Below are 13,004 nucleotides of genomic sequence, written 5' to 3'. Positions count from 1 at the left end.
AACTAAAAAAATCATATAATGTGAGCTAGTAATACATATAACATTATATTGTAATACTTATAACAAATTTATCTATAAAAGGAGATTTACCTATGCTTATGGTTCAAAATCTTAGTAAAAAATATTCCAAAGAATTAGTTGTAAACAATATTAGCTTTCAAGTTAATGAAGGAGAAATTGCTATTCTTTTAGGTCCAAATGGCGCTGGAAAAAGCACCACAATTAAATGCATTACTGGACTATTAAAATATGATGGATATATTGAAATCTTTGGCCACAAAAATAAAAGTGTTGAGGCAAAAAGGTTATTTTCCTATGTTCCGGAAGTTCCAGCTATGTTTGATTTACTCACAGTTTATGAACATATAGAATATATGGCTGCATCTTATGGAATAGATGACTACAAAGATCAAGCTGAAGAATTGCTTGAAAGATTTGATTTAAGTGATAAAAGAGCTAAGCTTGGGAAAGAACTGTCCAAGGGGATGATGCAAAAGGTAAGTATTTGTTGCGCCTTAATAACCGCGCCTAAGGTAATATTGTTTGATGAGCCCTTAATGGGACTAGATCCTAAAGCAATAAAAGAACTAAAGAAAGCACTTATAGAACTCAAAGAAAAAGGCTCCGCTATCTTAATAAGTACTCACATAATAGATAGTGTTGATGAAATTTGGGACAAGGTATTGATAATGAAAACTGGAAATATTGTTCTGTCCGGTACAAAGCAAGAGCTTATGAATAAGAATGAGAGCCTAGAAGAACTCTTCTTTGAAGCCACGGAGGGCACCTTATGAAGCCATTAATATATATACTAAAAAAATCCGTAAAAAATGCCTTGTTAGAACTAAAGCGAAAGCCCTCAAAGCTAATTGGCTATATTGTATTTCTTGGATTTTTGTCTCTAAGCCTTATTTTAAATAAAAGTGATAGTAGCCAGCAAAAGATTCTAGATCCGGCATTATTCAATGCTATTGTAGGCGTTGTTATTTTACTGTTCACCGCGCCGGACCTTTACTGCTCAATAAATAAAGGAGCCACTTTTTTTCGTGGTGCAGATATAAATTTAGTATTCACCTCCCCCACTAGTCCTCAAAAAATTTTAGTCTATGGATTTTTAAAACAAATATATACTTCATTTATAGCAGTATTTTTTCTTTTATTTCAGGGTCCTTTCCTCTATGCTTTTAGCAATATCAAGTCTCATGGACTTATAATAATCATCTTTGGCTTATTCATTATGCTGATTTTCAACTCCATACTAAAGATATTATTATATTCAATAGGTTCTAAAAGTGAAAGAAACAAAGTTATGCTTAAAAACATTTTCAAAATTTTAGGGGCAGTTGTAATTATAGGCTACTTTATACAATTAAATATAACTAGGTCACCAAGTAAGGCTATTATATCCTTACTAAATATTCCTGCTATTTCCTATATTCCTGTGTACGGCTCTGTAAGGTCAATTATAATGTGTTCAATGAATGGTATCCATCCAACATCCTTTATTTATCTAGCTCTGATTGTTGCCTCTGGCTGCCTTTGCAGTTATATAATTTACTCTATGAAACTTGACTATTATGAAGATGTGTTAGCTTCGACCCAGTTAAAAGAAACAGCTATCTCCGGCACCCGTCGTGGTGAAAAAGTATTTATGCAAACCGGTAAAAAAACTAGAGTAAGGAAAGTTAAGTACACTAAAAAAGGAAAGTTTGCCTCTGCTATTTTTTGGAGACAAATATTGGAGTGTAAAAAGACTGGTTTTGCATTTATAAACATAGTGTCTGTTATTTACGGAGTTATAGCAATAACTGCCGGATTATTTAGCCCTAAAAAAGATTTAACATTGATCTTAGGTGGCATGATATACCTTCAATTGATTTTTACCTCTGCTAGCAAGTGGCAAAAGGATTTATCAAACCCATATATTTATATGCTGCCAGCCCATGCCTTTAAGAAAGTTATCTATGCAACTGTAGTTGATAATTTTAAAAACCTTATTGATGGAACTATTGTGTTTGTAATAACAGGAATATTATTTAAAAGTAGTATACTTCTTATTTTTCTTAATATATTAGCCTTTGTATCCATAGGTTCTCTTTTCATCTATGGTGGAATTCTCACTAGAAGGATTTTAGGTAGCGGTAATAACATAATATTTACATCCCTTATAAGAATGGTAATTTTACTTTTAATAATAGCCCCCGGTATAGTTCTTCTGATAGCATTATATAATTCTATTGGAATGTTCATGGCCTACACTGCATTTATCACCTATAATCTTATATTTAGCAGTATAATAACATTTCTCGGAAAAGGAGTATTTGAAAATATTGAACTATAAAATAGATAATAATAGATGTACTTGTTATCATTGAAAATCAATTAGAAAAATATTGAATATATAATAATAATAATGCTATTGTAAAACATCTACAATAGTTTTATTATTATACATATATAATATATTTATTATTAATCATAAGAAGAGGTGCAACAACAATGTTGTCAAATGTTATTACAAAAACAGAAAAACAAACGAAAAAAAGAAAAAAGCCAGTGTTTATTATAATTGGAGTTCTATTTAGTATACAAGGAATTAGCATGTATTATAACATAACAAAATACAAATCAAAAATATATCCAAAGGTATGGGTAGAAGATATATATGTAGGTGGAAAGACAGTGGATGAAGCAAAAAAAGCTATTATTGAAAATCAAAATAAACTCATTGCGCAAAAAAACATAACAGTAAAACTTAATAACAAACAATATACTATTGATACATCAAAACTTGATATGAAATATAATTATATTAAAGTCCTTGATAGTGCTTATAATATTGGCAGAAAAGATAATATTTTCAAAAATTTCCTTGCTATAAATTCACATGGTGAGAAAGTTCTTAAGCTTAAGTATACTTACAATTATAATATTGTAGATACAGTTCTTAAGGAGATTGTTAAAGAGAATAGTAAACAAGCAACTAATGCAACTCTTATTAAAAACAATTTAGGGCAATTGCTTATAGCTAAAGAGGAATATGGATATACGGTTGATTCCGCAGTTTTAAAACAAGCTATAATTAATAAAATTAATAATATTGAACAAGAACAAAATTTAATAGTCCAATCTGAATTAAAAAAAGTCAAACCAAAGATTAAAGAAAATGATTTAAAAGGTATAAATACTATGATATCTACTGTTACAACTGACTTTGAGAATTCAAGTGAAAATCGCTCAGAAAATATTAGGATAGCTTCCAACGCTATAAATGGAAAAGTTCTTATGCCAGGGGATATTTTTAGCTTTAATGATGAAGTAGGTGAAAGATCTATTGAAAGAGGATATAAAACTGCAAAAGGAATTGTAGATAATAAAATTGTAGATGACATAGGTGGTGGCGTCTGCCAAGTATCAACTACACTTTATAATGCTATTTTGAGAACTAATATAGTTTCCGTGGAAAGATACCCTCACACTTTACATTCTGCATATATTGGTCAAGGATTAGATGCTACAGTTGCCTATGGACTTCTGGATTATAGGTTTAAAAATACATATTCTTACCCAATATATATAGAATCTATAGTGCAAAACAAAACTATAACATTTAATGTGTACTCAAATTCAATTCTTAGTAATAAAAAGTATGATGTTATTAATGAAGTGGTGGGAGACAAGGTAAATGTGTTTAGGGTTACCTATGAGAATGGCAACCTCTTATCCAAATCTTTGCTTTACACCGATACTATTAGCTCAACATAACCTTAAAAAAGAGACAGTAAGGTTGCAAAATATCCTGCAACCTTACTGTCTCTTTAAAATCCACTATTTAATTATTTATCCACAAAAGAATTCCTATAAACGATATCTATACACATTCACTTAACTTTATTTAAGTTTTCTAATAATTCATTGAAATTTTTCTTAGCTACTATTTCTCTGTCCTTATAAGTTCCCATCTTTTGTTTATGTAGCTTTTCATTTTTATCTAAATTTATTAGCTCCTCTAGTATAGTTTCTCTAAAACTTGGGATGATATTTATTATCTTTTTTACTCCATAAATATATTCATCATCATAAAGCTTAAAACACTCAAATAAACCTGATGTAAGTCTACCATCTGAAAACATATAAATATATCTATCACTCATTTTTTCTGATAAATCAACTTCAATTTTATGCTTATATAACCTAAATATAACATCATTCTTTTCAACAAAAACAGGAAATATCATAGAAAAAAGCTCTATTAATTCTTCTTCTTGTTCAACCAAACCTGTAAAATCATTCTCATTAAGTTTCTCAATTATATCATCTGTAAAAATACACCTGCGTATCTCTTTTCCCAATTTACTTCTTAATTTTTGCTCCTTCTCATCAGATACTAAATTGTCTATTGAATCAAATAATTTATTTAGCGACCCTTTGTTTTCATTTTTTCCCATAAAAATACCTCCTTATCAAGCTTATATTATGTTTGTAGACACAATTTAAATGCCACCTAAAATACAGTATATTAATAAATTATTTTAAGAATGCAAGAAATATTTTCCACAAAACAGGATACAAAAGAACAGCAACAATTCCTGAAATAGCCATAGTTAAGCCACTCATAGCCCCCTCAGTTTCCCCTATTTCCATAGCCCTGGCTGTCCCAAGCGCATGAGCAGACGCTCCCATAGCAATTCCTAGGGCGACTTTATCTTTAATTTTAAAAATACTATATAGAAATGGGCCCACAATTGAACCTATAATCCCGGTCATTATTATAGCTACAACAGTAATTGATGGAAGTCCACCTAACTGCTTTGATAAAACTATTCCTATAGGTGTTGTTATAGACTTTGGTATCAAAGATTCAATAATTACATGGTCAAGCCCAAATAATTTTGAAAGAGACACTACACATGCAAACCCCACAATAGCACCACTAAAAATTCCTATAAGTATTGGAATAGCATTTTCTTTAAATAATGAAAATTTCTTATACATAGGCAAAGCTAATGCCACTGTAGCAGGAAATAAGAAAAACGAGATTATTTGCCCTCCGTTATTATAGTCTTCATATTTAATATGAAATTTTGTAAGGAAAACTATTAATATAATAATTGCTATTAAAAGTGGATTGAAAATTGGAAGTTTTCCTTTTTTCTTTATATAAATTCCAATTTCATAAGCAATAAGGGATATTAGCACACCAAAAACTGGTGAGGCAATTAAATTATTCATATTTACGTCCACTCCTCAAAATTTTAACTACGAAGGCTGTTACAATCCAAACTAAACACGTGGAAATAATAACTATAATAATAAATGGTATCCATTTTCCTTTTAACACACCGAAGGCTGTCATTAAACCTACTCCAGCAGGAATAAAGAAAAAAGACATGTTTGATAAAAGAAACTCACAAAGTTCTTCTATCATTTCAACTTTAATTATTCCTATTTGTAATCCTAAAAACAATAAAATAAGTCCAATTACTGATCCTGGAATTGGCAAATTAAATATTAATTGTAATATGGTTCCAATAAGATATGGAATCAAAATAATCATTAATTGTCTTAAGTACTTCATTATTTCACCTACTTTTTATATAATATTTACATACATGCAATCAAAAATCTATTTTTGTAATTTTATTATTAAATCTCATAAGACATTTACCTATTTATACATATACTCTCTTGTGCAAGGCAAATCATTATTTACACCTTTTACAAATAATATTTGGTGAAGATTTATATTAGCACAATTAAAAGATGCTGCACAAGAATTTAAGTATAATCTCCACATTCTTATAAATGTTTCATCTTTACTCTTTTCTATTATAGGAAGAGCATTCTCAAAATTTTCAGCCCAATGTTCCAATGTTTTTCCATAGTGTCTTCTAAGATTTTCTATATCTATTAATTCAAATTTTTGTTCTGCTATATAAGTAATTATGTTTTTAATTCCAGGTATGTTTCCACCTGGAAAAATATATTTATCTATCCATGTGTTTGTACCGCTTTCATCTACTCCTGTTATACAATGAAGTAAAGACAGACCTTTTTCCTTTAAAAGATTATTTACTACATTAAAGTATTCAGGCAAATTTTCTTTTCCTACATGCTCTAGCATTCCTATGCTAACTATTCTATCAAAACTCATATTCTTCAATTCTCTGTAATCTACAAGCCGAACCTGAACTAACTCCTCTAATCCTTCCGCTTTTATTCTTTCATTAGCCTTTTGAAGTTGTTCTGAACTTAAGGTAATTCCAGTAGCCTTCACTTTATATTGTTTAGCTGCTGAAATTATCAGTTCGCCCCATCCACAACCTATATCAAGTAAGCTTTGACCTTGCTTTAAGTTTAATTTTCTTAAAATATAATCTATTTTGTTCTTTTGAGCTTGATTTAAAGAGTCTGAATCATTTTCAAAATATGCGCAAGAATAAGTCATATTGTCATCTAACCATAATTTATAAAAGTCATTACCAATATCATAATGAAATTGTATGTTATCTTTGCTTTTTTTTATAGTACTTTTTACTATTTTAATTAGTTTTTGATACATCTCACTTTTTCTCAAAAAGCTCTCCTTATTATTATATAAGGATTCTATAACAGACTGTACATTACCTTCTATATCTATTTTTTTAGTCATATATGCTTCTCCTAAGGCTATTGATGGATCATTTATAATATCACCTTTTGGTATTGGCTCATTAAAAATAATTTTAAATTTAGACTCACCTTCACCGTAGTTTTCTTCACTCCCATCCCAAAACACAATTCCAAATGAATCAGAAAACATGTTTTTTAATAAAGTTTTATAAAACAGTTTATCAGCAACCAAAATCTATCACTCCTTATGTAAATCTTAAATATAATCCACTAATAATTACTTATGTACCTCATAATAGTAAAAACTAGCCTAATTAGGTATAACATTGTTTCCCGTAGCAGTCAAAAGCCAAACACAGAAGAATAGGGCTTAGTAAACGATAATCATAATTTCATAGATATGAAATTGTTTCATTTACTTAGATTTTCTAAAAACATTGCCACCAACATGGCAAATGGCATGTTGGTGGCATTCTGTTGCTCTATTTTTTTGTTGAATTACTATCATAAATACTCACCAAAAACTCTCTCATCAACTGCAAATAAATTTCTTTTTTATACTCAGTTGTAATATTCTTATCATCAATAGATAATATAATTTTAATATACTCTTGCTCTAAATCTTTCGTAATTATTTCCATTTCTTCCTTACTAAGCCCTTTAAGTCTATCCTCAAGCTCTCTAGACCTTAGAACCACAGCTCCTGCTGATCCAAACGCCATTCTTACATCCACAATTCTCTCATGTTCCAATATATAAAATCCAATAAAAGATGCCTTTGCAAGAGAATTAGATCTTTTTGTGCCTACTTTCTTATAGTAAAATGATTTGAACATATTTGTAGGAATTCTAATTTCCACTAGAAGTTCCTCTGCTCTTAAATCCTTTTTACCCCTATCCAATATAAAATCTGCAATTGCTATTTCTCTTGTTCCACTTAAGCACTCTATTATTAATATGGCATCTAAAGCATATAAAAGAGGTAATATATCTCCTTCTGATGCCACATTGCATATATTTCCTCCTATAGTAGCAGCATTTCTAATAGATGGAGATGCTGCTACTAATATTATTTCACTAAAATAGTTTGGTAATAATATAGTTTCTGCTAATTCAGAAAGTGTACAAGCAGCTCCGATGGATAAATATCTATTATTTATGTCAATATTTTTAAGTTCTTGCAAATGCTTTATAAGGATAATATCACTATCAAGGTCAGATATTCCTTCAGACCATTTCTTTGTTTTTACCATTAAATTAGTGCCACCCGCTAAAATTACACATTTTTTTTGTTTTAAGAGCCCTAAGGCTTCCTCCTTACTTTTAGGTATAAAAGTTTCTGTCATGATTCTTCCCCCTTCTTGAAGCTAGAGAACTTGCTTCTATAATACTAATATTATATCATGCATATATACATAAATCGCCTAATATTTATCCCCATATTTCTCCTTTACCTTGTCTATGTTTCTGATTAATAAATCTTATTATTTCATAACCATCACTAAAATTCAATTATTAATATTTAAGTTCTCGACTCAAATATTCACCTTTCCCACCTATGAAAACGCCATCTTTAACTACAAATTTACCCTTAGAAATAGTTGAACAAACTTTTCCTGTTATCTCCATATCTTTATATAGATTGTAGTCTACATTTGAATGATTTTCCTTTATAATATACTGTTCATTGTGATCAAATATAACTATATCTGCATCTGATCCTGGAAGCAGGGTTCCTTTTTTAGGATACAAGCCATGTACAATTGCAGGATTTTTTGTGAACTTATCAATTACTTTTTCTCCAAACTTTGCATACATAAGTGGGAAAGAATATTCTACTCCCCCTATACCCATAGGCATTTCATCAACAAATTCTCTATTTTTCTCTGTGGAATTAAAGGGACAATGATCCGTACCTATTGTAAATATATTATCTATTTGATCATTTAATTTTTTTACTTCCCTATCACTTCGAAGAGGCGGAGTCATGGTGTACAAATACCCATCTCTCTGTAAATATTTAGAAGAAGAAAAAATAAAGTAATGTGGACAGCTTTCAAGGATAAAATCCCTATTGAGAATAGACTTATAGTTTTCTTTAAGTCTCTCAACGGTTGTCCCACAGTTTGTATGCACAATATACATTCTTCCATCTCTATATTTAGTCATTTCAGCAAGCTTTATAACCTCACTTATTTCTGCTATTGCAGGTCTTGATCTTTCATGTTGAATCACTCGTATTTTGCCACCTTCAAGTATTAGTCCATCATTTTCTGAATGTGCTAGTAAAAGGGTGCTTGTTTCTTTAGTATGGCTTAAAAGTCTATCTATAGTTCTATCCTTTGTACGCCTATCAGAACTTGAATAGGTGGTAAATAGTTTTATTGTGGGAATTCCTAAGGCTTTAACTTCATTTATAAAGCTAATAGGCCTCTCATCTAAATCAGCAATAGTTGCATGAAAGGCATAATCAATTACACTATCTGCAGCCAAAGTCCTTCTTAGATTAAAAGCTTTTTTTAATGATATATTGTTTTTTACTGGGTCTAAAAAATCAATGTATGTTGTAATACCACCAAAGGCTGCAGCTCTTGAGCCCTTATAAAAATCATCCGCTGAGGTGCGCGTGCCTACTGTAAGTTGAAAATGCACATGTGGATCAATAAAACCTGGTAATATATCTCTTCCTTTTGCATCATATTCTTCTTTAGCTTCTAGTACTTCATTGGAAATTGTTGATATTTTATTATCTTTTATATACAAATTTCCTTCATACCAACGCCCATCTATATATATCCTTCCATTTACAATCCCTAAATCAAACATTTACTATCCCTTCCCTTCTATTTATATTACGAATTCTCCTGCTATTTAATGCTATTGAATCCATATTTTTTAAAAATCTTTTGAGCTTCTTCTCCTATTAAAAAAGAATAGATCTTTTTAATATATTGATTTTCATTTTCCGCCTTCAATTTACCAATGAAGTACTCTGCACGTACATTATACTCCGGTGCAATTTCAACCACTTTAACCTTATCCTTCACACTTTGTGTAATATCTGATGAATAAACAAATGCTGCATCCGCTTCCCCCATTACAACCTTATTTACCACCTGTTTTACGTTATTTTCCTCTGACACAATATTATTTAGTACCTTTTTCTCAAATTCTGCTCCAAGGCTTCCTGATAAAGAGTGAATTATTTTTCTTGCATAGTCTCCAGCAGGTACTTCCTTCAAGGCTAAAACAAGTTTACATTTATTTTGCAAGTCCTCTACTTTTTCTATATGTGCTGGATTATTCTTTGGCAGAATCACAACCATGGAATTATATAATAGGGCTTGTCCTTTAGTGATATATCCCTCTTCTTTTAGTGCATCATAATGCTGCTTGTTTGCCGAAAAGAAAACATCCCCTTCTACTCCCTGCTCTATTTGTAATCTTAATCTGCTTGTGCTGTCCAAATTCAGCTTTACTTTTACCTCTGGATTTTCTTTCTCAAATAACTTTACTATTTCTTGAAGACTTTCTGTTAAAGAAGATGCTGCGAATACAGTAATCTCTTGTTTAACTGCATTCCCCCCCTGTTTTGATTTACATCCTCCGCTTAACATAATTAATAGCAGGCTCATTATAATTGACATTATTCTAATATACCTGATTTTCACCTTTTTTCTTCTATATCTATCAAACATTGATATCCTCCTCCTCCCTTACAATACATTTTAATATGACCAAAACTCCAATTGATACCACCACTAGGCATACTGAAATCCCCATGGAAATATTTAAATCCACTTCCATTGCTGTATAAATAGCAAGGGGCAATGTCTGTGTTTTTCCCGCTAAATTACCTGCAAATAGCATAGTTGCGCCAAATTCTGCAAGTGCTCTTGCCCAAGATAAAATAGCACCAGTTATCAAGGAATTTTTTGATAGTGGCATAGTAATATGATAAAATATTTGTATATTAGAACCTCCTAAAACCGCTGCTGAATTCTCTAGTTCCCTATCAACCTTTTCAAAACCAGTGCGTGCTGCCTGAATAAATATAGGCATTGCTATAAACACCTGCGCTATAACCACCGCTATAAAAGTGAAAGGCAATTGAATACCAAAGGGAGCTAGATACTTTCCAATAAGTCCATTTCTACCAAATGTAACTAATAATAGTAACCCCGCTACTGCTGGAGGCAATACAAGTGGTAGCTGCATAACGATTTCAACAAATCCCTTTCCCCAAAAGGAATATCTTGCCATATAGTAAGATGTAGGCATACCCACTGCTATAATTATTAATAGTGAAAGAAAAGTACTTTTCAAACTAATAATAATTGCCTTCAACACAAAGGAATCCAAAATTAAATTCAGTGACTTCCCCCAAGGAAAAGTGAAAAGTGCAATGATAGGGGTTATTAAAAATAAAACACATATACCGCATATTAAAGCTAAAATTATCCTAAATAATCCTTTGTCCTTCATATCAGCCCTCTATTCTAAGTTTTCTTACCTAAACTCCTTTTCCAAAGGCACAATCAGGATATTTGCACTCCTCACATTCATTGCAAAGTCCGCCATGTCCATAAGCTGCAAAATCAGCAAAGCACAATCTTTCCTTTGCAAGTATCCTTGGCAAAACTAAATCAAATATAGTTGTTCTACTATACATTACGCAGCCCGGAAGTCCTAAGATTGGAATATCTCCTTTATAGGCTAATAAAAACATTGCTCCTGGAAGCACTGGTGCCCCATAGGTTATAAGCTCTGCTCCTGTTCTTATAATGGCTGAGGGAGTAACATCATCAGGATCCACTGACATACCACCCGTACAAATTACCATTTCAGCGCCCTTGTCTATCCATTCCTGAACTGCTTGTGTTATCTTATTCTCATCATCGGAAAGTATAGATTGTCCAAGCACTTCACAGCCATATTCCTCAACTTTTCTTCTTATTACTGGACCAAAAGCATCTTTTATTCTACCGTGATATACTTCGCTACCAGTAGTAACAATTCCTACTTTCATTGCCACATAAGGTAGGATACTTACAATTTTCTGTTCTTCCATTAACGCCTCTGCTTTTTTTATCTTATCCTCATCAATTACAAGGGGGATGACTCTTGTTCCTGCAACTTTTTGTCCTTTTTTTACAGGGTAGTTATTGTGTAGTGTAACTAAGATTATCTCCCCTAAGGAGTTAAGCTCATATAATAGCTTTGTATTAATTACAAGAAGCCCATCATACTCCGCTATAAAATTTATTTTACCTTCTTTTACTTCACTAAAAGTAAGGCCTTGACCTGCTGCACAGGCTCTTAACCTCTCTGCAGCATCATTTTCATGAAGATATCCTTCTTTTTTCTCCCATACAAATAGATTTTCTTTGCCTATGGAAAGTAATAGTGGTATATCTTCCTCTTTAATTATATGACCTTTTTTAAATGCTATATCCTTTACTACCCCTGGAATAATCTGAGTAATATCATGACATAAAACGGATCCAACTGCATCTTTTACAGGTATTTTTTTCATATTATACACCCCTAACTTATATTTTTCATCATATAAAAATTCAGCTTTTTAAATGTTGCAACAACCCTTTATTTTTCACTAAAACTATTTATAAACTAACAAAGTTTATACCATTTTTTGAATTCAATACCTCAAATTTCATATCATATACCTGGAGTAAACTCTGCTGACATAATATTTCTTCAGTTTTTCCACAATGTAACACTTTACCATCCTTAAGTAGAATCGCTTGATTGCAATACCTCATTGCAAGATTAGGATCATGAATGGAAAGTACTATTCCTATGTTAAAATCCCTTGCTATATTTTTAATTTTTTCTAATACTTCATGCTGATTTCGAATATCTAAATTAGAAATAGGCTCGTCCATTAAAATGAATTTTGTATTTTGCACTAATGCTCTAGCAATTAAAACCAATTGTCTTTCTCCACCACTAATTTCAGAATAACTTTTCTGCGTTAAATGTTCTATCCCTAGATTTTCAAGAGCTTTTCGGGCTAATTCATATTCCTTACACGAGGGCATATCAAATAAATTTAAATAAGGATTTCTCCCCATTACTACTAGTTCAATGACTTTAATTCCATATATTGCTTCCTCATTTTGTGGAACATAAGCTATTAACCTGGACAAATCCTTAGTGGGAATTTCATAAGAGTTCTTACCCTCAATGGTAATGGATCCACGCTTAAACTTAAGTAGACCTAATATTAGTTTTATTAAGGTAGTTTTTCCAGAGCCATTTCTGCCAAGCAATGCGTACATGTTTCCTCTTTTGAATTCTAAATTAATATTCTCTAATATGGACTTATCATTATAGCTAAAATAGAAATTTTCTACTTTTATATTCATAGT

At 31.2% G+C, this 13,004-nt stretch carries 13 protein-coding genes; 3 read left to right on the top strand and 10 right to left on the bottom strand.

All coding sequences use genetic code 11. The annotated features are described in order from the left end of the window. Nucleotides 1-92 precede the first annotated feature (92 nt). The 3 genes from G9F70_RS04500 to G9F70_RS04490 all read left to right on the top strand — a co-directional run bounded on the left by G9F70_RS04500 (nt 93) and on the right by G9F70_RS04490 (nt 3,765). Nucleotides 93-794: an ABC transporter ATP-binding protein gene (locus G9F70_RS04500; RefSeq protein ID WP_164944802.1), complete on the top strand. Its 702-nt coding sequence runs from the start codon at nt 93-95 to the stop codon at nt 792-794. Beyond that, complete coding sequence (locus G9F70_RS04495) at nt 791-2,341, top strand: putative ABC exporter domain-containing protein (protein ID WP_164944803.1); 1,551 nt, start codon at nt 791-793, stop codon at nt 2,339-2,341. The genes G9F70_RS04500 and G9F70_RS04495 overlap by 4 nt, the downstream gene beginning before the upstream one ends. Nucleotides 2,342-2,499: 158 nt before the next feature. Then, nucleotides 2,500-3,765, top strand: a complete 1,266-nt coding sequence (locus G9F70_RS04490; RefSeq protein ID WP_164944804.1) for a VanW family protein — start codon at nt 2,500-2,502, stop codon at nt 3,763-3,765. Nucleotides 3,766-3,881: 116 nt separating this feature from the next. Here G9F70_RS04490 and G9F70_RS04485 read toward each other — a convergent pair whose 3' ends face one another. The 10 genes from G9F70_RS04485 to G9F70_RS04440 form a co-directional block, all read right to left on the bottom strand. Further along, nucleotides 3,882-4,448 carry a hypothetical protein gene (locus tag G9F70_RS04485; protein ID WP_164944805.1) on the bottom strand — a complete coding sequence of 189 codons (567 nt, stop codon included), beginning with the start codon at nt 4,446-4,448 and terminating at the stop codon, nt 3,882-3,884. 79 nt (nt 4,449-4,527) lie between these two features. After that, on the bottom strand, nt 4,528-5,232 hold the full coding sequence (locus G9F70_RS04480) for an LrgB family protein (protein WP_164944806.1): 705 nt from the start codon (nt 5,230-5,232) through the stop codon (nt 4,528-4,530). Next, a complete protein-coding gene (locus G9F70_RS04475; protein ID WP_164944807.1) occupies nt 5,225-5,578 on the bottom strand; it encodes a CidA/LrgA family protein in 354 nt (117 codons plus the stop codon). The genes G9F70_RS04480 and G9F70_RS04475 overlap by 8 nt, the downstream gene beginning before the upstream one ends. A gap of 90 nt (nt 5,579-5,668) precedes the next feature. After that, nucleotides 5,669-6,844 carry a class I SAM-dependent methyltransferase gene (locus tag G9F70_RS04470; protein WP_164944808.1) on the bottom strand — a complete coding sequence of 392 codons (1,176 nt, stop codon included), beginning with the start codon at nt 6,842-6,844 and terminating at the stop codon, nt 5,669-5,671. Between the two features lie 250 nt (nt 6,845-7,094). Next, nucleotides 7,095-7,958 carry an FAD binding domain-containing protein gene (locus G9F70_RS04465; RefSeq protein ID WP_164944809.1) on the bottom strand — a complete coding sequence of 288 codons (864 nt, stop codon included), beginning with the start codon at nt 7,956-7,958 and terminating at the stop codon, nt 7,095-7,097. 169 nt (nt 7,959-8,127) lie between these two features. Continuing rightward, entirely contained in the window at nt 8,128-9,438 is a 1,311-nt protein-coding gene (locus G9F70_RS04460; protein ID WP_164944810.1) for an amidohydrolase family protein, read from the bottom strand. A gap of 41 nt (nt 9,439-9,479) precedes the next feature. Beyond that, on the bottom strand, nt 9,480-10,310 hold the full coding sequence (gene modA, locus G9F70_RS04455) for a molybdate ABC transporter substrate-binding protein (protein WP_164944811.1): 831 nt from the start codon (nt 10,308-10,310) through the stop codon (nt 9,480-9,482). Then, the gene (locus G9F70_RS04450; RefSeq protein WP_164944812.1) at nt 10,303-11,097 is read right to left on the bottom strand and encodes an ABC transporter permease; all 795 of its coding nucleotides are present in this window, start codon (nt 11,095-11,097) and stop codon (nt 10,303-10,305) included. Before G9F70_RS04450 ends, modA begins: the two co-directional genes overlap by 8 nt. Nucleotides 11,098-11,125: 28 nt before the next feature. Next, nucleotides 11,126-12,148: a molybdopterin-binding protein gene (locus G9F70_RS04445; RefSeq protein ID WP_164944813.1), complete on the bottom strand. Its 1,023-nt coding sequence runs from the start codon at nt 12,146-12,148 to the stop codon at nt 11,126-11,128. An 88-nt stretch (nt 12,149-12,236) separates the two neighbouring features. Continuing rightward, the gene (locus tag G9F70_RS04440) at nt 12,237-13,001 is read right to left on the bottom strand and encodes an ABC transporter ATP-binding protein (RefSeq protein WP_164944814.1); all 765 of its coding nucleotides are present in this window, start codon (nt 12,999-13,001) and stop codon (nt 12,237-12,239) included. Nucleotides 13,002-13,004: the final 3 nt, after the last annotated feature.

Source organism: Clostridium sp. FP1 (genome assembly GCF_011065975.2).
Lineage (GTDB): Bacteria > Bacillota > Clostridia > Clostridiales > Clostridiaceae > Clostridium_AD > Clostridium_AD tagluense.
Note: the sequence above shows the minus strand (reverse complement) of the source record. Positions and strands in the feature narration are given on the sequence as shown.

Coding starts and splice junctions, on each gene's coding strand:
- G9F70_RS04500 (WP_164944802.1), top strand. CDS start 93: ATGCTTATGGTTCAAAATCTTAGTAAAAAATATTCCAAAGAATTAGTT.
- G9F70_RS04495 (WP_164944803.1), top strand. CDS start 791: ATGAAGCCATTAATATATATACTAAAAAAATCCGTAAAAAATGCCTTG.
- G9F70_RS04490 (WP_164944804.1), top strand. CDS start 2,500: ATGTTGTCAAATGTTATTACAAAAACAGAAAAACAAACGAAAAAAAGA.
- G9F70_RS04485 (WP_164944805.1), bottom strand. CDS start 4,448: ATGGGAAAAAATGAAAACAAAGGGTCGCTAAATAAATTATTTGATTCA.
- G9F70_RS04480 (WP_164944806.1), bottom strand. CDS start 5,232: ATGAATAATTTAATTGCCTCACCAGTTTTTGGTGTGCTAATATCCCTT.
- G9F70_RS04475 (WP_164944807.1), bottom strand. CDS start 5,578: ATGAAGTACTTAAGACAATTAATGATTATTTTGATTCCATATCTTATT.
- G9F70_RS04465 (WP_164944809.1), bottom strand. CDS start 7,958: ATGACAGAAACTTTTATACCTAAAAGTAAGGAGGAAGCCTTAGGGCTC.
- G9F70_RS04460 (WP_164944810.1), bottom strand. CDS start 9,438: ATGTTTGATTTAGGGATTGTAAATGGAAGGATATATATAGATGGGCGT.
- modA (WP_164944811.1), bottom strand. CDS start 10,310: ATGTTTGATAGATATAGAAGAAAAAAGGTGAAAATCAGGTATATTAGA.
- G9F70_RS04450 (WP_164944812.1), bottom strand. CDS start 11,097: ATGAAGGACAAAGGATTATTTAGGATAATTTTAGCTTTAATATGCGGT.
- G9F70_RS04445 (WP_164944813.1), bottom strand. CDS start 12,148: ATGAAAAAAATACCTGTAAAAGATGCAGTTGGATCCGTTTTATGTCAT.
- G9F70_RS04440 (WP_164944814.1), bottom strand. CDS start 13,001: ATGAATATAAAAGTAGAAAATTTCTATTTTAGCTATAATGATAAGTCC.